Origin of the sequence: Streptomyces sp. 2A115, assembly GCF_052245575.1 — a bacterium.
Taxonomy (GTDB): domain Bacteria; phylum Actinomycetota; class Actinomycetes; order Streptomycetales; family Streptomycetaceae; genus Streptomyces.
The window spans coordinates 22,614-45,023 of record NZ_JBQQCG010000006.1 but is presented as its reverse complement, the minus strand read 5'-3'; the positions used below and the strand labels follow the sequence as shown (position 1 = coordinate 45,023).

General features: G+C 70.7%; 19 protein-coding genes, 1 tRNA gene and 2 pseudogenes. 15 read left to right on the top strand and 7 right to left on the bottom strand.

Translation table 11 applies throughout. The features are described from left to right. Nucleotides 1-42 precede the first annotated feature (42 nt). The 13 genes from ACTWQR_RS07580 (at nucleotide 43) to ACTWQR_RS07520 (ending at nucleotide 11,923) form a co-directional block, all read left to right on the top strand. On the top strand, nucleotides 43-1,245 hold the full coding sequence (locus ACTWQR_RS07580) for an acyl-CoA dehydrogenase family protein (protein ID WP_443226140.1): 1,203 nt from the start codon (nucleotides 43-45) through the stop codon (nucleotides 1,243-1,245). After that, nucleotides 1,242-2,216: a phosphotransferase family protein gene (locus ACTWQR_RS07575; protein WP_443226139.1), complete on the top strand. Its 975-nt coding sequence runs from the start codon at nucleotides 1,242-1,244 to the stop codon at nucleotides 2,214-2,216. Before ACTWQR_RS07580 ends, ACTWQR_RS07575 begins: the two co-directional genes overlap by 4 nt. Before the next feature lie 70 nt (nucleotides 2,217-2,286). Beyond that, a complete protein-coding gene (locus tag ACTWQR_RS07570; RefSeq protein WP_443226138.1) occupies nucleotides 2,287-3,516 on the top strand; it encodes an acyl-CoA dehydrogenase family protein in 1,230 nt (409 codons plus the stop codon). Then, on the top strand, nucleotides 3,513-4,310 hold the full coding sequence (locus ACTWQR_RS07565; protein WP_443226137.1) for an SDR family oxidoreductase: 798 nt from the start codon (nucleotides 3,513-3,515) through the stop codon (nucleotides 4,308-4,310). The genes ACTWQR_RS07570 and ACTWQR_RS07565 overlap by 4 nt, the downstream gene beginning before the upstream one ends. Then, nucleotides 4,307-5,080, top strand: a complete 774-nt coding sequence (locus tag ACTWQR_RS07560) for an SDR family NAD(P)-dependent oxidoreductase (protein ID WP_443226136.1) — start codon at nucleotides 4,307-4,309, stop codon at nucleotides 5,078-5,080. The genes ACTWQR_RS07565 and ACTWQR_RS07560 overlap by 4 nt, the downstream gene beginning before the upstream one ends. Further along, on the top strand, nucleotides 5,077-5,886 hold the full coding sequence (locus tag ACTWQR_RS07555) for an enoyl-CoA hydratase/isomerase family protein (protein ID WP_443226135.1): 810 nt from the start codon (nucleotides 5,077-5,079) through the stop codon (nucleotides 5,884-5,886). Before ACTWQR_RS07560 ends, ACTWQR_RS07555 begins: the two co-directional genes overlap by 4 nt. A gap of 47 nt (nucleotides 5,887-5,933) precedes the next feature. Next, nucleotides 5,934-7,082 carry an acetyl-CoA C-acetyltransferase gene (locus ACTWQR_RS07550; RefSeq protein ID WP_443226307.1) on the top strand — a complete coding sequence of 383 codons (1,149 nt, stop codon included), beginning with the start codon at nucleotides 5,934-5,936 and terminating at the stop codon, nucleotides 7,080-7,082. Nucleotides 7,083-7,187: 105 nt separating this feature from the next. Further along, nucleotides 7,188-7,811: a TetR/AcrR family transcriptional regulator gene (locus tag ACTWQR_RS07545; RefSeq protein WP_443226134.1), complete on the top strand. Its 624-nt coding sequence runs from the start codon at nucleotides 7,188-7,190 to the stop codon at nucleotides 7,809-7,811. Between the two features lie 219 nt (nucleotides 7,812-8,030). Beyond that, nucleotides 8,031-8,402: a nuclear transport factor 2 family protein gene (locus ACTWQR_RS07540; RefSeq protein ID WP_443226133.1), complete on the top strand. Its 372-nt coding sequence runs from the start codon at nucleotides 8,031-8,033 to the stop codon at nucleotides 8,400-8,402. Next, nucleotides 8,399-8,776, top strand: a complete 378-nt coding sequence (locus ACTWQR_RS07535; RefSeq protein WP_443226132.1) for a hypothetical protein — start codon at nucleotides 8,399-8,401, stop codon at nucleotides 8,774-8,776. Before ACTWQR_RS07540 ends, ACTWQR_RS07535 begins: the two co-directional genes overlap by 4 nt. A gap of 37 nt (nucleotides 8,777-8,813) precedes the next feature. Next, the gene (locus ACTWQR_RS07530) at nucleotides 8,814-9,134 is read left to right on the top strand and encodes an EthD family reductase (RefSeq protein WP_443226131.1); all 321 of its coding nucleotides are present in this window, start codon (nucleotides 8,814-8,816) and stop codon (nucleotides 9,132-9,134) included. A gap of 91 nt (nucleotides 9,135-9,225) precedes the next feature. After that, nucleotides 9,226-10,782, top strand: coding sequence for a class I adenylate-forming enzyme family protein (locus ACTWQR_RS07525; protein ID WP_443226130.1), 1,557 nt, complete (start codon nucleotides 9,226-9,228; stop codon nucleotides 10,780-10,782). Nucleotides 10,783-10,882: 100 nt separating this feature from the next. After that, nucleotides 10,883-11,923, top strand: coding sequence for an MBL fold metallo-hydrolase (locus ACTWQR_RS07520; protein ID WP_443226129.1), 1,041 nt, complete (start codon nucleotides 10,883-10,885; stop codon nucleotides 11,921-11,923). 132 nt (nucleotides 11,924-12,055) lie between these two features. On the opposite strand, the gene ACTWQR_RS07515 is transcribed toward ACTWQR_RS07520, so the two are convergent. The 4 genes from ACTWQR_RS07515 to ACTWQR_RS07500 all read right to left on the bottom strand — a co-directional run bounded on the left by ACTWQR_RS07515 (nucleotide 12,056) and on the right by ACTWQR_RS07500 (nucleotide 18,726). Further along, entirely contained in the window at nucleotides 12,056-12,814 is a 759-nt protein-coding gene (locus tag ACTWQR_RS07515; RefSeq protein WP_443226306.1) for an SDR family NAD(P)-dependent oxidoreductase, read from the bottom strand. Between the two features lie 38 nt (nucleotides 12,815-12,852). Next, entirely contained in the window at nucleotides 12,853-13,893 is a 1,041-nt protein-coding gene (locus tag ACTWQR_RS07510) for a phosphotransferase family protein (RefSeq protein ID WP_443226128.1), read from the bottom strand. Nucleotides 13,894-13,913: 20 nt separating this feature from the next. Next, nucleotides 13,914-15,116, bottom strand: coding sequence for an acyl-CoA dehydrogenase family protein (locus ACTWQR_RS07505; protein ID WP_443226127.1), 1,203 nt, complete (start codon nucleotides 15,114-15,116; stop codon nucleotides 13,914-13,916). A gap of 337 nt (nucleotides 15,117-15,453) precedes the next feature. Then, the gene (locus ACTWQR_RS07500; protein WP_443226126.1) at nucleotides 15,454-18,726 is read right to left on the bottom strand and encodes a BTAD domain-containing putative transcriptional regulator; all 3,273 of its coding nucleotides are present in this window, start codon (nucleotides 18,724-18,726) and stop codon (nucleotides 15,454-15,456) included. A 214-nt stretch (nucleotides 18,727-18,940) separates the two neighbouring features. On the opposite strand from ACTWQR_RS07500, the gene ACTWQR_RS07495 reads away from it, so the two are divergent. Continuing rightward, the gene (locus ACTWQR_RS07495; protein WP_443226125.1) at nucleotides 18,941-19,324 is read left to right on the top strand and encodes a hypothetical protein; all 384 of its coding nucleotides are present in this window, start codon (nucleotides 18,941-18,943) and stop codon (nucleotides 19,322-19,324) included. Nucleotides 19,325-19,427: 103 nt separating this feature from the next. Here the strand turns inward: ACTWQR_RS07495 and ACTWQR_RS07490 are convergent, their stop codons facing one another. Together ACTWQR_RS07490 and ACTWQR_RS07485 are read right to left on the bottom strand one after the other, a co-directional pair. Continuing rightward, the gene (locus ACTWQR_RS07490) at nucleotides 19,428-20,885 is read right to left on the bottom strand and encodes a VCBS repeat-containing protein (protein WP_443226124.1); all 1,458 of its coding nucleotides are present in this window, start codon (nucleotides 20,883-20,885) and stop codon (nucleotides 19,428-19,430) included. Nucleotides 20,886-21,104: 219 nt separating this feature from the next. Further along, a pseudogene (locus tag ACTWQR_RS07485) lies at nucleotides 21,105-21,660 on the bottom strand (MFS transporter); the annotation flags it as partial. A gap of 9 nt (nucleotides 21,661-21,669) precedes the next feature. Here ACTWQR_RS07485 and ACTWQR_RS07480 point away from each other — a divergent pair. After that, a pseudogene (locus tag ACTWQR_RS07480) lies at nucleotides 21,670-21,866 on the top strand (SDR family NAD(P)-dependent oxidoreductase); the annotation flags it as partial. A gap of 296 nt (nucleotides 21,867-22,162) precedes the next feature. Here the strand turns inward: ACTWQR_RS07480 and ACTWQR_RS07475 are convergent. Further along, a tRNA-Arg gene (locus tag ACTWQR_RS07475) sits at nucleotides 22,163-22,235 on the bottom strand. Nucleotides 22,236-22,410 lie beyond the last annotated feature (175 nt).

Here is a 22,410-nt window from a genome sequence, read left to right as displayed (position 1 = left end):
GTGGCCCGAAGAATGCCCCGCTGAACGGAGGTGGAGGAAGAGATGAGCGCCATCCCGGAACCCGAGGAGTTCCGCGCCCAGGCCCGGCAGTGGCTCGCCACGGTCGCCCGGCCGCGCGCCGCCGACGAGGTGTGGGGCAGCGGCTCCGACTCCGTCGCCGTGTTCGAGAACTGGACCGAGGAGCAGGAGCGCGAGCACACCGCCCGCATCCAGGAGTGGGAACGCACCCGCTACGACCAGGGGTGGGGCGCGCTCAACTGGCAGGAGGCGTACGGGGGCCGCGGTCTGCCCGCGTACTACGAGCAGCTCTACCGCACCGAAGAGGCGGCCTTCGACGTACCCCATCGCACCGAGGTCTTCCCGGTGACGCAGCAGCTCGTCGCCCCCGCGATCGGCATCTGGGGCACCGAGGAGCAGAAGGAGCGCTGGCTGCGGCCCATGCTGCGCACCGACGAGCCGGCCTGCCAGCTGTTCTCGGAGACCGAGGCCGGCTCCGACCTCGCCGCGGTGCGGACCAGGGCGGTGCGTGACGGCGAACACTGGGTGCTGACCGGGCACAAGGTGTGGACCTCCGGGGCCCGCGTGGCGACCTGGGGCGTCGCGGTGTGCCGTACCGATCCGGACGTACGCAAGCACGCCGGTATCACCGTCTTCCTGGTGCGCATGGACGCGCCGGGCGTGACCGTACGGCCCATCCAGCAGATGACGGGCGGCACCAGCTTCAACGAGGTCTACCTCGACGGCGTGGTGGTGCCCGACACCGACCGGCTCGGGCCGGTCGGCGAGGGCTGGCGGGTCACGCTCAGTGTGCTGGCCGCCGAACGGCTCGACTCCGGCAGCCTCGGCCTGGACAACGCCGACCGGGCGCTGGAACTCGCCGGGAACCTGCCGCGCCCGCTCACCGGCAGCGAACAGCAGCGGGCAGCCGACCTCCACATCCGCACCCTCGTCCAGCGGCTCATGGGACTGCGGGTGACCGCCGCCCTCGTCGCCGGACGCGAGCCCGGCGCGGAGGCCTCGGTCGGCAAGCTCTACGCCACCGAGACCATGCGGCGCACCAGCGATCTGGTCTCCGAGCTGCTGGGCCCGAGCCTGGTCGCGGACACGGGGGAGTGGGGCACCTACGCCTGGACGGAGCACCTGCTCGGCGCACCCGGCTACAGCATCGCGGGCGGCACCGACGAGATCCAGCACAACATCCTCGCCGAACGCGTGCTCGGCCTGCCCAAGGAGCCCGTCCGATGAGCACGGCCACCGAGGTGCCTCAGCTGGCCGTCCGGGTCCGCGACCGGCTCGCCCACCGTCATCCAGGCACTCCCATAGGCGAGTTGACGGTGCTGCCCGGCGGCCACTCGGGGCTGACCTACTCGGTCACCGCAGGGGATGCCAAGTACGTCGTCAAGGCGGTGCCTCCGGGGCAGCGGCCCGTCGGACGCAACGACGTGCTGCGCCAGGCGCGGGTGCTGGGCGCGCTGGCCGGATCCGCGGTGCCGGTCCCGGGCGTAGCGGCCGTCGACGAGACACAACCCGCCTGGTTCGCCATGGACTTCGCCGCCGGGGAGGCCGTCGAGCCCGTACTCGACGAGCCGGAGGTGCCCGCGGCGACGGCCCGCGCCAGGATGCTGGAGATCGCCTCCGTTCTGCGGCGGCTGCACGCCACCGATACCCGTACGCCCGGGCTCGATCCGCCCGAACCACTCGACGCGGCAGGCGAGTTGGAGCGGTGGAGCCGCACCCTGCACGCCGTACCACCGGAACTCCGGCCGGGCGGCGAGGAGTTGCTGGCTCGCCTCGCCGCTGATGTGCCCGGCGGCCTTCCACCGGTTCTGCTGCACGGGGACTTCCGGCTCGGCAACGTGTTGTGCGTCGGCGAGCGCGCGGAGGCCGTCGTCGACTGGGAGATCTGGAGCGTCGGCGACCCGCGCATCGACCTCGGCTGGTTCCTGCTCTTCGCCGACCACCGCAACTTCCCCCAGCTGGGGCGTGCCGTGCCCGGCCTGCCCAGTGAGGCCGAGCTGTTGGACGCCTACCTCGGCGGCCGGCCCGCGCTGCCCGCGATGGACTGGTTCCGGGCGCTCGGCCGCATGAAGATGGCCGCGATCATGGGCCACAACCTGCGGCGGCACCGCGAGGGCAAGCACCACGACCCGGACCAGGAGCGACTGCCGCCCACCATCGCCGCGATGATCCGCACGGCACGCGACATCCTCGGCTGATCCGGACCGACCACACGAACCCCGGGCACCCCGACACCCCGGCACCCCCCGCCCCCGGACAGGAGCAATCGTGGATTTCGGATTCTCGCCACGGGCGAGTGAACTCCAGGACCGCATGCGGTCGTTCATGGACCAGCACGTCTTTCCAGCGGAAGCGGTCTACGACCGGCAGCTCGCCGAGGCGGACGACCCGCACGCGCTGCCGCCCGTCATGACCGAGCTGAAGGAGAAGGCGCGCGCCGAGGGCCTGTGGAACCTCTTCATGGCGCACGGCCACTGGGGCGCGGGGCTCACCAACCTCGAGTACGCGCCGCTCATGGAGCTGGCGGGCCGCTCCGTCATCGGCCCCGAGGTGTTCAACTGCTCGGCGCCCGACACCGGCAACATGGAACTGCTCGCGCTGTACGGCACGCCCGAGCAGCAGGAGCGGTGGCTGCGCCCCCTGCTGGACGCGGAGATCCGCTCCTGCTTCGCCATGACCGAGCCGGAGGTCGCCAGCTCCGACGCCCGCAACATCCGTACCCGCATCACCCGCGACGGCGACAGCTACGTCGTCAACGGCCGCAAGTGGTACACCTCCGGGATCCTCGACCCCGACTGCAAGCTGATCATCCTGATGGGCAAGACCGATCCGGACGCGCCCACCTACCGGCAGCAGAGCATGCTGCTCATACCCCGGGACACCCCGGGCATCACGGTCCTGCGCGACCTGCCGATGTTCGGCTACACCGACCGGCTCGGACACGGTGACGTGCTCTTCGAGGACGTCCGCGTCCCGGTGGAGAACATCCTCAGAGGCGAGGGGGAGGGCTTCGCGCTCGCCCAGGGGCGGCTCGGTCCGGGGCGGATGCACTACGCGATGCGCGCCGTGGGCTTCGCCGAACGAGCCCTGCGGCTGATGTGTGAGCGCGTCACCGACCGCGTCGCCTTCGGCGGGCCGCTCGCCGATCAGGGCGTGGTGCGCGAGTGGATCGCCCGCAGCCGCATCGAGATCGAACAGCTGCGCCTCCTCGTCCTCAAGTCCGCCTGGCTGATGGACACCGTCGGCAACGCGGCCGCCCGGATGGAGGTCGCCGCGATCAAGGTCGCCGCGCTGGAGGTCGCCCACAAGGTGGTCGACCGCGCGGTGCAGGCGCACGGCGCGGCGGGGGTCAGCGACGACACCGTACTGGCGCGGCTGTACGCCATAACGCGGGCGCTGCGCATCGCCGACGGCCCCGACGAAGTACATCTGCGGACGGTGGCCCGCCAGGAACTCGCCAAGTACCGCAAGACCGACACGAAGGCAGGGGCAGCGTGAGCGCCAACACCCTCGACGGCAGTGCCCACCCCCTCCACGGCAAGGTCGCCGTCATCACCGGCGGATCCCGCGGCATCGGGCTCGGCATCGCCACCGCCTACCGGGCAGCCGGGGTCCATGTCGTGATCGCGGCCCGCAAGGCGGCCGGACTCGCCGAGGCGCGCGAGGAGTTGCTGCGCGTCAAGGGTGACGGCGACCTGCACACGGTGGTGGCCAACGCCGGCGAACCCGAACAGGCCGAGGCCTGCGTCGACGAGACCATGGCCCGCTTCGGCCGGGTCGACATCCTGGTCAACAACGCGGCGACCAACCCGTACCACGGCGATCTCCTCGACCTGGACCTGCCACGGGCGGAGAAGACCGTACGCGTCAACCAGTACGGAATGATCGCCTGGACCCGGTACGCCTGGCGGGCCTGGATGGCCGAGCACGGGGGAGCGGTGGTCAACATCGCCTCCGTCGGCGGGCTGATCGTCGACCCGCACATCGGCTACTACAACGCCACCAAGGCCGCCATGCTGCACATGACCCGGCAGCTCGCCTACGAACTCGGGCCGCGGGCACGGGTGAACGCCATCGCGCCCGGGCTGATCAAGACGGAGCTGGCGCGGGCGGTGTGGGAGGTGCGCGAGCCGATCCTCACGGCCAAGCTGCCGCTGCGGCGCCTCGGCACGGTGGAGGACGTGGCGAACGCGGCGCTGTTCCTGGCCTCCGACGCCTCCTCCTGGATGACCGGCCAGACCCTCGTGCTCGACGGCGGCGCTACCGCCCTGCCGATCGGGGTGGACGAGTGAGCGCGCCGCGATCCGCCGCCGAACTGTTCTCGCTGGAGGGCAGAACGGCCGTTGTCACCGGCGCCTCCGCCGGGCTCGGCGCGCGCTTCGCCGCCGTCCTCGCGCAGGCCGGCGCCACCGTGTTCGCCGCGGCCCGCCGCATCGACCGGCTGAAGGAACTCGCCGACTCCGACGCGCGCATTCACCCGGTCGCCTGCGACGTCTCGCTGGAAGCCGACCGTACGAGGCTGGCCGAGACGGCGCTGGCCACTACGGGCCGCATCGACATCCTGGTCAACAACGCGGCCGCCTCCGGCGAGACGCGTGCCGAGGACGAGTCCCCGGACACCTTCGCCGACGTGCTCGGCGTGAACCTCACCGCGCCCTTCCACCTGGCTCGGCTCACCGCCGAGGCGCCGGGGCAGGCGGGCGGCAGGAGCGTCATCAACGTCTCCTCCATCCTCGGCCTGGTCTCCGCCGCTCCCCTCGGCGGCGCGAGCTACTCGGCGTCCAAGGCCGGACTGATCGGCCTGACCCGGGAGTTGGCCGGGCAGTGGGGTCGCAGCGGCATCCGCGTCAACGCGCTCGCGCCGGGCTGGTTCCGCACCGAGATGACCGCGGACCTCTTCGGCGACGAGCGCTCCAGCCGCTGGGTCGAGCGCAACACCCTGCTGGGGCGCGGCGGCGACGGCCATGAACTCGACGGCGCCCTGCTGTTCCTCGCTTCGGACGCCTCCTCGTACTGCACCGGTCAGGTCCTGACCGTCGACGGCGGATGGACGGCGCGATGAAGGCCGGAGAGACGAGGGTCGGCATTGAGATCCACGACAGCGGACTGGCCCATGTCACCCTGTGCCGGGGCGAGGCGGGCAACGCCATCGACCTGGACATGGCGCGCGGACTGCTGGACGCGGCGCGGACCTGCGCACGTGAGGCCGTACGGGCCGTGCTGCTCACCGGTGAGGGGAAGTCCTTCTGCGTCGGAGGCGACCTCAGGGAGTTCTCCCGGCTGTCCGGCGAGGCACTGGAGAAGCACCTGACCGCGGTGACCGACGCGTTGCACGACGCCCTGCGTACGTTCGCCGCGATCGACGCGCCCATGGTGGCCGCCGTCCAGGGCGCGGTCGCCGGCGCGGGCATCGGCCTGGCCGCGGCCGCCGATGTGACCCTCGCCGCCTCCGACGCCTCGTTCACCGCCGCGTACACCGGCATCGGCTACTCACCGGACGCCGGAGTCAGCTGGTTCCTGCCCCGTCTCGTCGGACCCAAGAGGGCCCTGGACCTGCTGCTGACCAACCGCCGCATACCGGCGGCGGAAGCCGCGGCGATCGGACTGGTGAGCCGGGCCGTGGCCCCCGGCCAACTGGCCACGGAGGCGGCGCGCACGGCTGAGGCCCTGTGCGGCGGACCCACCGCCGCCTTCGGAGCCACCCGCCGGCTCGTCGCCGCGGGACTGACCGCGGACCTCGGTCCGCACCTGGACCGCGAGGCCCGCGCGCTCGCCGCCGCGGCGGCCTCCGACGCGGGCCGCGAGGGCGTCGCCGCCTTCCTGGGCAAGCGGACGCCCGACTTCACGCGCGTCCCGCCCAGCAGCTGAACCCGTACCCGAAACCCCTGGAGCTCACCGTGCCCTCCGTACCCACTGTGCCGGAAGCATTCATCGTCGGAGCCGTCCGCACCCCCGTCGGCCGCCGCAAGGGCACGCTCAGCGGCGTGCACCCCGCCGACCTCGGCGCTCATGTGCTGCGTGCGCTGCTGGAACGCACCGGGGCCGACCCGGGCGCCGTCGACGACGTGTACTTCGGGTGCGTCAGCCAACTCGGCGCACAGACCGGGAACATCGCACGCACCGCCTGGCTGTCGGCCGGGCTGCCGCAGCACGTCCCCGGCACCACCATCGACCGCCAGTGCGGTTCCTCCCAGCAGGCCGTGCACTTCGCCGCGCAGGCGGTGGGCTCCGGCGCCGCCGACCTCGTCGTCGCAGGTGGGGTGGAGGTGATGAGCCTGGTGCCCATCGCCAGCCCGATGTTCGTCGGCGAACAGGCCGGCATGGGCAGCCCGTTCGCGGGGGACGGCTGGCGCGAGCGCTTCGGGGACCAGGAGGTGTCGCAGTTCCGCGGGGCCGAGCTGATCGCCGAGAAGTGGGGTGTCTCCCGTACGGACATGGAACGGTTCGCGCTCGCCAGTCACCAGCGGGCCCTCGCCGCCCAGGCCGACGGCGCCTTCGACGACGAGATCACTCCGGCCTTCGGGCTCGCCGCCGACGAGGGGCCGCGTGCCGACACCACCCTCGAGAAGATGGCCGGCCTGAAGACCCTCACCGAGGACGGCCGGCTGACCGCCGCCGTAGCCAGCCAGATCTCCGACGGGGCCGCCGCCCTGCTGATCGCCTCCGCGGAGGCGGTGCGCCGCCACGGCCTGACACCGCTGGCCCGCGTCCACACCATGGCCGTGGTCGGCTCGGACCCGATTCACATGCTGACCGGTCCCATCCCCGCCACCGAGAAGGTCCTGAAAAAGGCCGGGCTGTCGATCGGCGAGATCGACCTGGTCGAGATCAACGAGGCATTCGCCTCCGTCGTCCTTGCCTGGCAGAAGGAGATCGGCGCCGCCCCGGAGCGGGTCAACGCCTTCGGTGGCGCCATCGCGCTCGGGCATCCGCTCGGCGCCACCGGTGCCCGGCTGATGACCACGCTCGTCCACCAGCTGCGCAGGACCGGCGGACGTTATGGTCTGCAGACGATGTGCGAGGGCGGCGGTATGGCCAATGCGACCGTGATCGAGCGCCTGTGAGCGCCTGTGAGCGACTCTGACCGGAAGTCGATTGGCAACTGAGTTCAGCTTGGTACTACTCTCGGGTACGGAAAAGGTGGGCGGCAGCCAGGAGACGGGTCAGGCATGGCGACAAAGATCGTTGAACCGGAAGCGGGGCCGAGGTCCAAGCGCGCCGCCATTCTGGCGGCCGCCGTCGACTGCTTCGGCGAGACGGGGTTCGAGGCCACCAAGTGGTCGACCGTGGCGGAGCGGGTCGGCATCGGGCAGACCGCGCTGTACCACTACTTCGAGTCCAAGACCCACTGCCTGCTCACCATCATGCGGCTGGAGCTCCAGCGCTCCCACGACAAGTTCACGGAGGCGACCGCGGACGTCGCGGAGCCGGTGGAAGCGCTCCGGGCGGCCGTTCGCGCGGCGTACGACGTCTCCGACCAAGAGGTCCTGCAGATGCGCATCCTGCAGAACCACATGGACCTCCTCTCCGGCCCGCGCAAGTCCAAGCGGGAGGAGGCCGAGCGCGTAGCGGCCCGCCAGCTGGTCCAGCTCGTCGAGCGGGACTGGACGAACCTGCTGGTACGGGGCATGTCCCAGAGCGCGTTCCCGCTTCGCGACGCGCAGTTGCTGGGCGCGAGCGTGCTCGGCCTGATCGTCAGCGTCTGGCGGTGGTACCGGCCGTCGGGGCCGACGCCGCTGTCGGAGGTCAGCGAGCTGATCGAGGGCGCCTGCGTGCGGATGGTCGCCACGTGACGCCCTGAGCGTCCCGGTCTTCTGCCCTCGCTTCTGCCCCCGTCGGTTTCCGGCGGGGGCTTTGTAGTGCCGGTGTTCCGGGGCCGCTACCGTCGCGGCAGCTCCGCTCCGTGAAGCACTATTGCCAGGCGTGTTTCCACCGGATTACCATCCTAACTGAATTGAACTTGGCTCAGATTGATCTCGTGGTCAGCGATCGCCGACCGAAGGAGCTCACTCATGGCGTTGCGCGCATACATGGCCAGCATGGACAGCCGGCATCCGGAGCGGACGCTGGACCTGCTCGAACCCGACTTCTCCTTCCTCATCGCCCTGCCGGGCAAGGAGGTCATCGGCAAGTCCAAGGAGGACTTCGCCGCGTACATCGCGGGCCGCAACCCCGTGGACCGGTCGCACGAGATCCTGCGCTGCAGCCGGGACGGCGACGTCGAGACCGTCTATGGAGTGGTGACGCAGGGCGGGCGGTACTCCGGCTCCTTCCTCTCGGCGGCGGTGATCTCCCCCGGCGGACTCCTGGCGCGCTACCAGTCCTTCTTCACCACCTCGTTCGAGCTGGTCGACTGGTCCGCGCAGGACAGGAGCCGGGCATGACAGACACCTCGACCGGGGCCCCGTTCCTCACCGCATGGTTCGAGATCCTCGACGGGGACGAGCCGTCCCGGATCCTCGACCTGATCAGCGACGACTTCTCGCTGTCCATCCTGTTCTCCACCGGCGGCGGCAACGCCACCGACTTCGCGGGCGACCGCGCCGCCCTCGTCGGCTACCTCGAACAGCGCGAGAAGGGCACCCGCACCCACCACCGGCTGTCGGCGACCACGCTCGGCCAGGACGAGCTCTTCCTGGGGGAGGTACGACGAGCGGGGGTCCCCGAGGCGAGCTTCGTGGCCGCCGGGCGGGTGAACGACGAGGGCAGGCTGCAGCGCCTGCTGATCGGGCGCTCGTCCGAGATCCGCTTCGACTGATCGCACACCTTCACCTCACCACGTACGGAGGAACCTCATGTACAACCTCGTCCTGCTGGCAGCCCGGCCTCCGGAGTGGACGCACGAGCAGTTCATCGAGTGGTGGCGCGGCGACCACGCGGAGCTGACCTACCGCCTGCCCGGACTGCGGGCCTGGCGGCACACCGAGATCGACGCCGCTCTGGAGCCGCGCTCCGAAGGCTGGGACGGGCTCTCCGTGCTCGGCTTCGACTCCCCGGAGGACCTGAAGAAGGCCCTCGCGAGCCCCGAGTGGGCCGAGGCCGTGGCACAGGTCGGCGACATGAAGGGCCGCCGCATCGCGGTCATGGGGCACGAGGCGGAGATGTTCGCCGCCTGAGTCGCTCCTGCCGGACGATTCCGGCTCACCGGCACGGCACGTATCCCAGCGTTCAGTAGACGGAGTTCGGCACAGCGCAGCGAGGGACAAGATGCGACAGGTAGTGCGGGAGTTCCAACAGAAGGCGGACGAGGCGGACTTCGTCGCGGTCATCGACGACGCGGGCAGCCATACGGCACGGCAACTGCTCGACGAGGCCACGCTGATGGCCGCGGCGCTGTCCACCGAAGGTGCCGAAGGAGCGGGCGGCACCGTCATGGTCCAGGCCGACAACTCATGGCGTACGGTCGCCGCCACCCTCGCCGTGGGCATGAGCGGCCGGGACGGGGGTGTGATCGCGGTGGTCAATCGGCACACCACCCATGCCGAGTTCACCGCGGCCTGCCAGGACATCCGCCCGGACGCCGTGATCGCCGAGCCCTCCGCGATGGACGAGTGGGCGGTGGCCGAACGGCTGCCGGGCTCGCCGCGGACGGTGCTCGACGGCTGGACGTGCCTGTCCACGCCCCGAAAGCGTGAGGTGTCGCGCTGGTCGGGCGGTGCCCTGATCGGTCTCACCTCCGGGTCGACCGGGCGGCCCAAAGGCGTCGTACAGTCCGAGTCGGCCCTGCGCTACGCCGCCACGAGCACCGTCACCGCCAACGGCCTGTCGCCCGGTGACGCCGTCGCCGCCATCGTGCCGTTGTCGTCGACGGCGGCGTACTGCTTCGGTGTCTACCTCGCCCTCATGCTGCGCGGACCGCTCGTCATGACGGGCAAGTGGGACCGGGCCGTCGCGCTGCGGCGGATGGCCGACGCCGATGTCCGCTGGACCATGTGCGTACCGACCATGGCGTTGCAGATGGGCGCCGAGGCGGCCGGCTCCGGCATCCTCGGCGGCGTCCGGTCGATCACCGTCGGCGGCGGGCCCATGGACCGCGGTGCCCTGGCCCGGGCCGAACAGTCCCTGGGCACGAAGATCCTGCGCGTCTTCGGCATGTCCGAGTGCCTCGGCCACACCTCGCCGAGCCCCGACGACCCCGAGGAGATCCGGCTCGGCAGAGACGGTCGTCCTTTCCCGGGTACGGACGTACGCGCGCTCACCCCCGACGGGCGGCCGGCCGGACCGGGCGTGACCGGCCGGGCGCAGGTGCGCGGCCCTTCCCTCTTCCTCGGCTACGCCCGCGGCGGCGAGGTCGAGCCGCCGGAGCTGACGGAGGACGGCTACCTGCCCACCGGCGACCTGTTGATGACCCACGAGGACGGCACCGTCAGCATCATGGGCCGTGAGAAGGACATCATCATCCGTGGCGGCCGCAACATCGACATCACCGAGATAGAGCGCGCGGTCGCCAGTTACCCGCGCGTGGCCAGGGCCTGTGTCGCGGCGGTCCCCGACGACGTCCTCGGCGAACGAGTGGCGCTGCTCGTCGTCACCGAGGACGGCGGCGGCATCGACCTGGCCGAGGTGACCGGACACCTGGAGAACGTCGGCCTGTCCAAGACCAAATGGCCCGAATTCGTGTACTGCATCAAGGAACTGCCCCAGACGAAGGTCGGCAAGCTCGACCGGAGCGGGGCCCGGGAGCTGGCCCTCAGTCTGAGTGCCCGTACGCCCGACGACGAGGCCGCACGACGGACAGGCGTGACGACGCCTGACGGGGCGTGACGGAGCCCGACGGGGCCCGACGAGGCAACGATTCGCGAGATTGTGCCGTCGCGCATGCCAACCGGCATGATCCCGCGGCGGTACGCCAATAAGGAGGATCATGACAACGCGGTTCGACCAGGGCCCGTGGGCCGCAGCCGGAGTCCAGACCGTACAGCCCGGGGTGCACCGCGTTCCTCTGCCACTTCCCAACGACGGCCTGCACGCCGTCAACGTCTACCTGCTGGAGGACCTCGCCGACGACGGTGGCATCGTCATGATCGACGGCGGCTGGGCGATCCCCGAGGCGCGCAAGGCGCTCGAGGAGGCCCTGGCCGCCATCGGCCGCGACCTCGGCGACATCAGCCACATCCTGGTCACCCACATCCACCGCGACCACTACACGCACGCGGTCGAACTGCGCCGGCTGCTGGGCTCGCGCGTCTACCTCGGCGCGGGGGAACGCCCGGGTCTGGAGATGCTCGACCGACTGGGCAGCGACGAACCCGCGGGCTCACTGGAGACCCTGCGCAGGGCAGGCGCCGGCGAACTGGCCGACCGTATCCGGGCGATGGACCACGGCGGTTACGACCCCAGCGTGTGGGAGGCCCCCGACCGCTGGCTCGCCGCCGAGACCCTGAGCTTCGGCGATCGCGAACTGCGTGTCGTGCCAACTCCGGGACACACCAAGGGACATGTGGTCTTCCTGGACGAGCAGCGGGGGCTGCTGTTCTCCGGGGACCACGTCCTGCCGCACATCACCCCGTCCATCGGCTTCGAGCTGGCCGAGCCGGGCGGCCGGCCGCTCGCCGACTACCTGGACTCCCTGCGGCTGATGAACCGTTACGCCGACGCCCGGCTGCTGCCCGCGCACGGGCCGGTCTCCGACAGCGCGCACACCCGGGTCGCCGAGCTGCTCGCCCACCACGACGACCGGCTGGCCAAGAGCCTGACGGCGCTGGGCGAAGACTCGCTCGACGCCCATGCGGTGGCGCGCAAGCTCGGATGGACGCGGCGGGCGGTGCCGTTCGGCGAGCTGAATGCCTTCAACCAGATGCTCGCGGTCAACGAGACGGCGGCGCATCTGGATGTCCTCGTGCTGCGGGGGCGGGTGACGGTGACATCCGTGGGCGGGGTGGACCAGTACACACGCGTGCGGTGAGCGCATCGGCCGTGTGAGGTGACATCACTGGCCGCGGGCTCCGTCCTTCGGCCCTGGTCCTTCGGCGCTCGGCCCTCGGCTTTCGGCTTTCGGTCTACGTCTCGGGTCTCGGTCTCGGGTTCCGGTTCTCGGTCAGCGTGCGGTCCAACCCCCGTCCACGTACAGCTCGGAGCCGGTCATGAAGCTCGCGTCCTGCGAGGCGAGGAACGCCACCGCTCCCGCGACCTCGTCGGGCCGGCCCAGCCGCCCCATGGGGGTGCCCTCCACCATCGCGGTGTGCCGGGGCGTGCCCCGCCACAGTTCGCGGGAGCGGGGCGTTTCGATGAAGCCGGGGTGGATCGAGTTGACGCGCACGCCGCGCGTGGCCCAGTGCAGCGCGGCGTTCTTCGTCATCAGCCGGACCGCTCCCTTGGCCGCGTGGTACGAGAACTGGCTTCCGAAGCCGCCGACCGTACCGAAGATCGAGGCGATGTTGACGATCGAGCCGCCACCGGAGCGCTCGATCGCGGGCCCGCCGTACTTCATGCCGAGCCAGACCCCGGTCTGGGTGACCGCGATGACCTTGTCCCAGGATTCCCGGGTCTCCGTCTCCACGGTTCGCGTCTCGGCGATGCCCGCGTTGTTGACGAGCACGGACAGGCCGCCCAGCTCGGCGACCACCCGCTCGACCGCGCGGCGCCACGTCTCCTCATCGCTGACGTCCAGGGCCAGGCCGAGCGCTCGCGCCCCGCCGTCCGTCAGTTCCTTCGCGAGTGCCTCACAGCGGTCGGCGTCCACGTCGGTCACCGCCACCGCGGCACCCTCGGCGGCCAGGCGGCGTACGACGGAGTCTCCTATGCCGCCGGTCGCGCCGGTAACCAGGGCGGTCATTCCGGACAGCCGGTCTCGCACGGGGTCTCCTTCGTCGCGTACGTCGGTGCCGGTGATCGTCATGCCAGCAGCTCCAACCCCGAGCGCAGCAGCGCCGGGACCGCGGAGCCGACCAGCTCGAAGCCGGTGCCGACGGTCTGACCCGCGCGATAGCGGGCGTGGATGCCCTCGGCGATGACGGCGAGCTTGAAGCAGGCCAGCGCCTGGTAGAAGGCCAGGGCCTCGATGTCCCGGCCGGACCGCGTGGCGTACCGCTCGGCCAGCTCGCGGCCCGCGGGGAAGCCGGGGTTGGCCGTGGGGACGTGGCGCGCCCCGAGTACCGGCTCGCAGACCGGATCCCAGTACATGAGCAGCATCCCGAGGTCGGCGAGGGGATCACCGAGCGTGGCCATCTCCCAGTCGACGATCGCGGCGATCCGCCCGAAGTCGCCGGGTGCCAGGATGGTGTTGTCCAGGCGGTAGTCGCCGTGCACGATCGCCGGAGCGCCGCTCACGGGCAGGGCACGGGCGAGCCGGCCGTGCAGGGCTTCGAGGTCGGGCAGCGCGCGGGTGGCGACCTTGTCCCACTGGCTGCGCCACCGCCGCACCTGGCGCTCCAGATAGCCGTCGGGACGGCCGAAGTCGCCGAGCCCGACGTCGGCGGGGTCGACCGAGTGCAGTGCCACCAGGGCGTCCACCAGCGCATCGGCGCTGCGCCGTGCGTCGGCCGGAGGCAGCGCGGCGACCTCGTCACCGTCGCGCAGCACGGCGCCCTCCACGAAGTCGACGACGCAGAACGGCGCCCCGATCACCGTCGGGTCCGTGCACGAGAGCACGGCTCGGGCCACCGGTACTCCGGTGCCGCCGAGCGCGGCGACGACGCGGTACTCGCGGTCCATGTCGTGCGCGGTCGGTGTGAGCACGCCCAGCGGTGGCCGACGCAGCACCCATCGGTGCGTTCCGTCGGTCACCTGGTAGGTGAGATTGGAGCGCCCGCCGTGCAGCATCTCGACCCTCAACGGACCCGCGCACTCGGATACGTGCCGCTCGAAGTAGTGCTGCAGCGCAGGCTCATCGACACCCACGACGACCGTTTGAGCCCCTTCGGCCATCTCAGCCATCTCAGTCGTTTCAAAGGAAGTCACCGTACGGCCCTCCGCTCACGAGCGGCCCGCACCGCGCGCTTGGCGATGGCCCAGCGATGCGTCTCGGACGGGCCGTCGTAGATGCGGAACGGACGCACCTCCCGGTACAGCCGCGACAGCGGGGCGTCGCCGGAGATGCCGAGCGCGCCGCACACCTGCACGGCCCGGTCGACCACGCGGTTCACCGCTTCGGAGACGTACGTCTTCGCGATCGAGGTGTGCTGAGCGGCCGAGCGGCCCTGGTCCAGTTCCCAGCAGGCCCGCCACAGCACCGCGCGACTGGTCTCGATGTCGATCTCGGAGTCGGCCAACAGCTGCTGCACCATGCCCAGTTCGGCCAGCGGTTTGCCGAAGGCCGAGCGATCCACCGCGCGCTCCAGGGCGATGTCCTGTGCCCGGCGTGCCACCCCGAGCCAGCGCATGCAATGCGTCATACGGGCGGGCCCGAGACGTACCTGGGCATGCGCGAAGCCCTGGTCCACCTCGCCGAGCACGGCGCCGTCACCGACCTCGCAGTTGTCGAAGGCGACTTCGCTGTGCCCGCCGAACAGACCCTGATCCAGGGTGTCGATGTTCCGGACGATCTTCATGCCCGGGTTGTCGGCGTCTATGAGGAACATGGTCGCGCCGCCGGCGTCGCCCGGCCCGCCGCTCGTGCGGGCCATGCAGATGGCGAAGCCGGCTCCGTCGGCGCCGCTGATGAACCACTTGCGGCCGTCGATCCGCCAGCCGCCTCCCGTCCTCGTCGCCGTGGTGGCCAGCGCACGAGGATCGGATCCCGCGCCCGGCGCCGGCTCGGTCATCGCGAAGCAGGACCGCACCTCGCCGGCCGCCAACGGCCGGAGATACCGCTCTTTCTGCTCCTCGTCGGCGACCACTTCGAGCAGGTGCGTATTGCCCTCGTCGGGCGCCGCGCAGTTGAGGGCGAGCGGGCCCAGCAGCGAGTATCCGGCCGCCTCGAACACCACCGCCTGCCCGCGGAGATCCAGCCCGAGCCCGCCCCACTCCAGCCCCACATGTGGAGCGAACACCCCAGCGGCCCGGGCCGCCTCCTGGAGCCGACGCCGCAGTGGCTCCGGCCCGGCATGGACGTTCCCGTCGCATGCCTGCTCCTCGGGCAGCACCACGTCCCGGACGAATTCGGTGGTGCGCCGCGCGATGTCGGTGACCTTCTCGTCGGCCTCGAACTCGATCGACACGTTGACCCCTGACCTCGGCTACTGAGCATTAGCCATCACAGGGCCGAACGGACCTGCCTGTCAAGGGATCTGCCAGATTTGAGGGACGAGACCGAAGAGGAGGGCGAGGCTGCAGCCGCCGAACGAGGCTAATAATCAATAGCTTCGGGTGCGTCAAGGGTGGAGGTGACCTGCCGAGTGGGCCGGGTCGGGTCGTGAGAGCCGGTCATTTACCGGACTCCTCAGGCGTGGGTACCCTCCGCCTGGCCGGACGCCTGCACACCGCATCGGCGTCTCGAACGAACCTCGACCTGCGCGGGCTCGTCAACGGCGTGATGTGGCGGTCCGTACGGGCGCGTCACCAGTCGAGATCTCTGTACTCCTCCGCCGGCACGCCAACGCCCGAGAAGATGTCCAAGGCCTGCTGCCTCATGCGGTCGGCGGCTGTGTCCTCGGTTTTGTGGAGGGCGCGACCGAGGAGCATCAGGGTCCGGGCTTCGCCGAGGCGGTGGCTGGTCCGACGGTGTACGGCCAGGGCCTCGTGGCCGAGCTTGATGGCTGTGGCGTGGGCCGCCTCGGACTCCGCTGTCGCACACAGGACTGTCAGGGCCTGGCCCTCCACCACGCGGAATGAATGATCGCGCGCCAGGCTCAGCGCCTGCTCGGCATGGCTGCGGGCCTCGTCGTACCGGCCCCGTTGTGTGTGCGTGAGGGAGAGCCCCAGGATGCAGTCCGCCTCGGTGCGTCTGTGGCCCGACTCGCGGGCCAGGGCGAGAGCCTGTCCGCCGGCCCGCACCGATCGGTCGAAATGGGCCAGTTTCCGGTGGGCGGCGGCGACCGTGTTGAGGATGCCGGCCTGAATCCAGCGCCGCCCTCTGTCCTGGCCCATGGCAAAGGCACGCTCGGCCTGTTCCAGCGCCTCGTCATGATGTCCGAGCTCGAGGTTGATCCTCGCGACGGCGTCCAGCATCATGGCGCGGTCGTTGCGGTACCCGCCCTTCCCGTCAGCGGTCACCCCGGGACCGAGGGCGTCAAGGCCATCGGTGAGGCGGCCGAGTTCCCAGTACACCCAGCCCAGATTCTGCAGAGCCAGGCTGTGGCCGTTCCAGCCGATCTCTTTGTTTCGGCTGATGGCCAGTTCGAGGTGATCCGCGGCCTCGCGCAACCGGCCCAGGTCCCGGCAGGTCACACCGAGGACGACCAACCCCAACGCTTCAAGGTGACGATTTCCGGCTTCACGGGTGATCCGCAAGCCGGTCGTGACATGCTCGCGCGCGCTGTCGAGGCGCGCCATGCTCCATTCCGCCTGGGCCATGCCGCCGAGACCCGCTGCCTCGCCCACCGCCCACCCGAGCTCCCGACTGATTTCCCGTACGCGCGTGTGGTGATCCATCGCCTGCCTGCCCTGCCCCCGGTCCGACTTGAGCAGTCCGAGGCTGCTGTGCATGGCTGCCTGGCCGAACAGGTCGCCTTCGGCCTTGGCCGCGTCCAGCGCCGTCTGTGCGGTCGCCTGCCACGTCGCCCGCGGCAGATGGAGCCAGAAGTAGCCGAACAGTGCGTTGGCCAGGTGCCAGGCGACCGGGCGGGGACCGTGACGGCCGGAATGGTTGATGAGGGCGAGCAGATTCGCCCGCTCCGCTTCCAGCCATTGTCCGGCTCCGGCAGCGAACGGAACGCGCGGCTGATCGCCTGGGGCGAGGTCGTGGGGCAGATCCGCGAAGAGCCAGCTTCCCCCGGCGGTGCGAGCGGCGCTCAGGTACCAGACCAGGACACGTTTCAACGAGGCGTCACGATCCGCCGCCACGTCCTCGACTTGCGCACGCTCCTGCGCGTACTCCCGAAGAAGATCGTGGAAACGATACCGGCCCACCGTCGCAGGCTCGATCAGGTGGGCAGCGGCCAAGGCACCGAGCAGGCGGCGGGCCTGCTGCACCGGTGCGTCCAGGAGGGCTGCCGCGGCCTCGGCGGTGAGCTCCGGGCCGGGGAACAATCCGAGCAGGCGGAACAGCCGACGGGCGGCAGGGGCCAGAACTCGGTACGAGGCCGAAAAGGCCGTCCGCAAGGGGAAGTTGTCGTCATCGTCCGGCTCCAGTGCCTCCAGCCGGTTGCCCTCGGACATCTCGGTGACCAGATCGGCCAGGCGCAGCCCCGGATCGCCCGCCAGCCTCGCGGCGGCCACGCGCAGCGCCAGTGGAAGGCTGCCGCACAGCCGGATCAGTTCGTCCACCGCGAGGGGTTCGGCGGAAAGCCGGTCCGTGCTGAGCGTCTCGCTCAGCAGCGCGCGGGCCTCAGCCGGCAGGAGGAGGTCCAACGGCAGAGCGTGCGCACCGTCGCGGACCACTAGATCGCCGAGCCGGTTACGACTGGTGACCACGACGCAGCAGGATGTGCTGCCCGGAAGCAGCGGACGCACCTGCTCCGCCGAAGCCGCGTTGTCCAGCAGCACGAACAGGCGCCGGTCGGCCAACAGGGTCCGGTACACGCGCGCCTGCGCCTCGTCGTTCGCCGGGATCTCCGACGCAGCGAGCCCCAGGCTGCGCAGCAGTAGCTCAAGGGCTTCGCCGGGCTCGAGTGGCTGCCGGTCGTGGTCGAAACCGTGGAGGTTCACGTACAGCTGGCCGTCCGGGAAGCGGTCACGTACCTGGTGCGCCCAGTGCACCGCCAGAGCGGTCTTGCCGATGCCGGCGGCGCCGCCGATGGCGGAGATGACCACGGTGTTCGTCGGCCCCTGGTCCTGCTCGGGCGGAAGCAGAGCGTGCAGTTGGGCGAGTTGGGCGGTGCGGCCGACGAATCCGGCGGCGTCGTGCGGCAACTCGGCCGGCGCCGACGGAGCGCTGTCGCGTGGCGGGTGAGCGGACCGTTGTGGTGCCCCTGGTCGTATCGGCGCGGCTGCTGCCGGGTCATCACGGAGGATGAGCTTGGAGAATGTCTGCGAGGCGGGAACCGCCGGGCCGAGGAGGCAGGCGTCGTCCTGGCGCAGCACCGCCTCGTACACCCGGCGGAGCTCCTCACCGGGATCGACTCCGAGTTCGTCACCCAGGCGTGTGCGCATGTCCTGATAGGCGTTCAGCGCTTCGGCCTGACGGTCGCAGCCGTACAGAGCCCGCATACGCAACGCCAACAACGACTCGTCATACGGATCGGACGCGGACAACGCGGCGAGGTCGTCCAGAGCATCGCCGAACCGGCCGAGCAGAACCAGGCATTCGAGCCGGGTCAGCCGGAGCGAGCGTCGGCGCTCCATCAGCCGCTCCCGCTCGGCGTGCGCGAAGGGTCCCGGCAGGTTGGCCAAGGGTTCGCCCTGGAACAGAGCGAGCGCTGCGGACAACTGGTCCGTCGCGGTGGCCAGGTCTCCGGAAGCCTTTGTGCGCAGCGCCTCATCGCCCCGTTCGGCCAGGTCCGACAGATCGAGCCGGGCCTCGTCGACCACGAAGCGGTACCAGCCCTTGCCGCTGCGGATCACCGACTCCGTGTGCCGGGTGCCTTCGAAGTCGAGTGTCCTGCGCAGCGGGTTGACGTGACTGGCCAGCACTTTGTTTCCTGTCGCGGGTGGCTCCGACCCCCACACCCCGTCGAGTAGTTGCTCGTGGCTCACCACAGCCCCCTGACGGAGCAGCAACGCGGCCAGCACGGCCTGCCGCTTGACAGGCCCCAGATCAAGGGGTGCTTCGCCCCGCCAGGACCGTAACGGCCCGAGCACCTCGATCCGAAGCCGCTGAGGAGATCTCCCGCCCACCCCGAGCCTCCGCTCCCGCACTTCATCGGAACTTCATCAGCATTGCAGCACGTCCGGCCATGGTGACGGACGAGACATCGCACAACCCGCACAAGCGAAGGGGGCTCGAGTGACCGAAGCGGCCGAAGTGGAATTGGTGGCCACCGCGTTGGCCACGGGGGCGGCGGCCGGACTCACGGACTCCGCACCCGGAATCGTCCACGAGCTCCACGCAGGACTGAGAGAGGCGGTACGCCGACGATTGGGCGGGCGCGGCGCCCACAGCGCGGGCGGCGGCGGCTACGGCGTACGGGTGCTGGACGCGTACGAGACGGACCCCGACGTGTGGCGGACGCGGCTGCTCCAAGTCCTGACGGGTTCCGGGGTGGAGAGCGACGAGGAGGTCCTCGCCGCGGCCCGTGCCGTGCTCCGCGCGGAACGCCGGACGGGCCACCTCACCGTGGACGCCCGCGGCGCCAACGGGCTCCTTGTCGGGGACGGCAAGACATGTTGAGTTGAGGGGCCCCGGCCCCGCCGTCCCACACGACAGTCAGCACAACGGGAGGGGCGGCGCCGGAACCTTCCGGTGCCGCCCCTCCCGTTGTCTGTCCACGTGCTCAGGAGCCCGACATGGCGTCCCCGAACATCGGGTCGTCCCCCGAGTTCCCGATGTCCACGGACGACGCACCGAAGCTCACCGCGCCGGTGGCCGTGACGCCTCCGGTGGAGCCGCGCAGGACCCACACGGCACCGTCGTCGCTGTTCTCGCCGCCCGCGCCCACCGACAGATCGGCGCGGCCGTCCTTGTTGTGGTCGGCGAGGTGGATGGCGTCGCCGAACATGTCCGACGACTCGTTGGCGCCCGGGACACCCGGGGTGCCCTGGTTGAAGGACTGGGCGCCGGTCCCCGTCAGGCCGGAGGCGCCGCCGCGCAGCACCCAGACGCTGCCGGCGTGGTCGCCGGAGCCGATGGACTCGAAGGGGGCGCCGACGGCGAGGTCCGGGTAGCCGTCGCCGTTGGTGTCGCCCGCGGCGAGCGTGTTGCCGAAGAGGTCCCACGACTCGTCCGCGCCCGGCACGCCCTCGGTGGCCTGGCTGAAGACGCCGGTGCGGGCGGTGTCGACGCCGGCCGCGGCGCCGTAATACACGGTGGCGTAGCCGCCGAGCGCCGTCTGATCCCCGATGGGGTTGTCGTCGGTGCCGATGACGAGGTCGTCGTGGCCGTCCCTGTCGAAGTCGGCTGCGGTGAGCGAGGCGGGGTTGTCGTCGCTCACCTGGGTCTGCAGGGTGAGCCCGGCCGAGGAGCCCCGGTAGACGAAGGCGCCGGCGAAAGAGCCCACCACCACGTCGTCCGTGCCGTCGTCGCCGAAGTCACCGGCGGCCAGATCGACGGCGCCGTTCGGGTACGCGCCGGACTCGATCTGGGCGTCGAAGCGCAGCTTCCCGGCCGCGCCGCCCGACTTGGTGAAGCCGCCCTTGAAGATCCACACGTCCTTGCCGGTGGAACCGACCGCCAGATCGGCCTTCCCGTCACCGGTGAAGTCGCCGACCGCGAGGGACTGGCCGAACCGGTCGTGGCCCGACACGTTCGGGTCGCTGATCGCCGTGCCGCCCGACAGGCCGGACGAGCCGCCCCACAGGATCGTGACCGAACCACCGTCGACATCGCCGCTCACGTCCTCCAGCGGTGTGCCCACGACGAGATCGCCGTAGCCGTCCCTGTTGAGGTCGCCGTGCGCGAGTTCGGTGCCGAAGCGGTCGGAGGTCTCCGAGGCGCCCGGCACGCCGGAGGAACTCTGCGAGGTGGTCTTGTGGCGCGCGGCGCTGATACCGCTCGACGAGCCGTAGTTGACGACCACGGCGCCCGCCTTCGCCTTCCCGCCCGCGACGGCACCCGGGGCGCCGGTCGCCAGATCACGGTAGCCGTCACCGTTGAAGTCGTCGGCGAGGCCCGACGCGGCGGCACTCGCGCCGCCGGGCAGGGTGATGAGCAGGCCACCGGCTAAGACGGCCGCGACGGCGGTGGCGCCCAGGACGACGGGACGCCGGGAGCGCTTGTGGTGGGGCCGGGACATGAGTTCCTCTCCAGGACATACGTACGGACTGAGAGATGACCTCTGGTGAGCCTGAAGGGTTGTACGGGAAAAGGGAGGTGCCGGTGCCAGTGCCAGTGCCGGTGTCGGCGACGTGGCGCACGGTAGCGATCGGGCACTTCCGGGGCATGAAGGGGGCCGTGCGGCTCGGGTGTTGTTGCGACGCCTTACGGGCGCTCCGTGTGCCAGGGACACGAACCGTCAGGCGTCGAATTCGTGGTCGCGGGTCTCTGGCAGGGCAAGCAGGCACAGGAGACTCAGCAGGCAGAGCCCGCCGGTGTAGAAGCCGAGGACGAGCGGTGATTCCCATTGGCTGTTCAGCCAGGTGGCGACGAGCGGGGCGAAGCCGCCGGAGGGTGTTGGCGAGGATGAAAGCTGCGGAGGCTCCGGTGTAGCGCAGCCGGGCGGGGAACAGCTCGGGGAGGAAGGCCGCCACCGGGGAGAACATCAGCGCGAGCAGCATGAGTCCGACGGTGTAGGCGCCGGTGATCAACAGGGCGTCGCGCGAGCTCAGGGAGGCGTACATGGGCACCGCCCACACAACGCAGCCGACGGCTCCGGTCAGCATCACCGGACGGCGGCCGATCCGGTCGGCCAGCCCGGCGACCGGGACGGTGATGGCGTTTCCGGCCGCCGCGCCGATGCTCGCGGCGGTCAGCATCGTGTTCTGGGGGATGCCGAGCGACTTCGGCCCGTACGAGATGCTGTAGACGATCGTCAGGTAGTAGACGGCCGAGCCGCGGCAGCAGCGGCCCGTTCAGTCTTCGTGACCGGGGGGAACAGGGGATCGGGCTGGCCATAGCTCGCCACTTCGCAGCGGCGGGGGACCGGGTCACGGTGACCTACCGAGGTGACGAACCACCCGCTACCGAGAACCTCCTCGCCGTATGCTGCGATGTGACGGACGGTCAGCAGGTGGACCAGGCCTTCAAGGAGGCCGAGGCGGTCCACGGTCCGGTCAAGCGGGCCTTCTCTGCCTCGGCCCTGGTCTCGGCCTGGCCGTGGAGGTGGATGTCCTTCTTCGTGGGCGCGTCGCGCCCGGACGGACCTGAAAGCCGGCCCCGTTGGGGCGATGCTGCCGCGCTGACGTCGCCTGGATGTCTTGGTTGCCATGACCTGGAACCTATTCATGGTTAATGCGCAACACGGCGGCCTCGCCCGGATCGCCGACATCGGGCACCTTGGCCACGAACGCCGCCCCATGGCCACGACGAACAGCGCGACTACCTCGCAGAGGTAAACGCGCTGGTCAGGCACTGTGCCCCCGGCAGGATTCGAACCTGCGACACCCGCTTTAGGAGAGCGGTGCTCTATCCCCTGAGCTACGAAGGCGGGGCTTGTGTGTGGAGGCCGGCGTTGGACTCGATGGGCGAGTCGTGGCCGGGTCTCCCGGTCAAGCGCTGAGCGTTCTGGATCATACTGCTGCGGTGTGGGAGGGTTGCGGGCCTCCGCATGACACGCCGCAGCGCCTGGCAGGACGCTCGATCGACAGCGTACCGGATCGGGG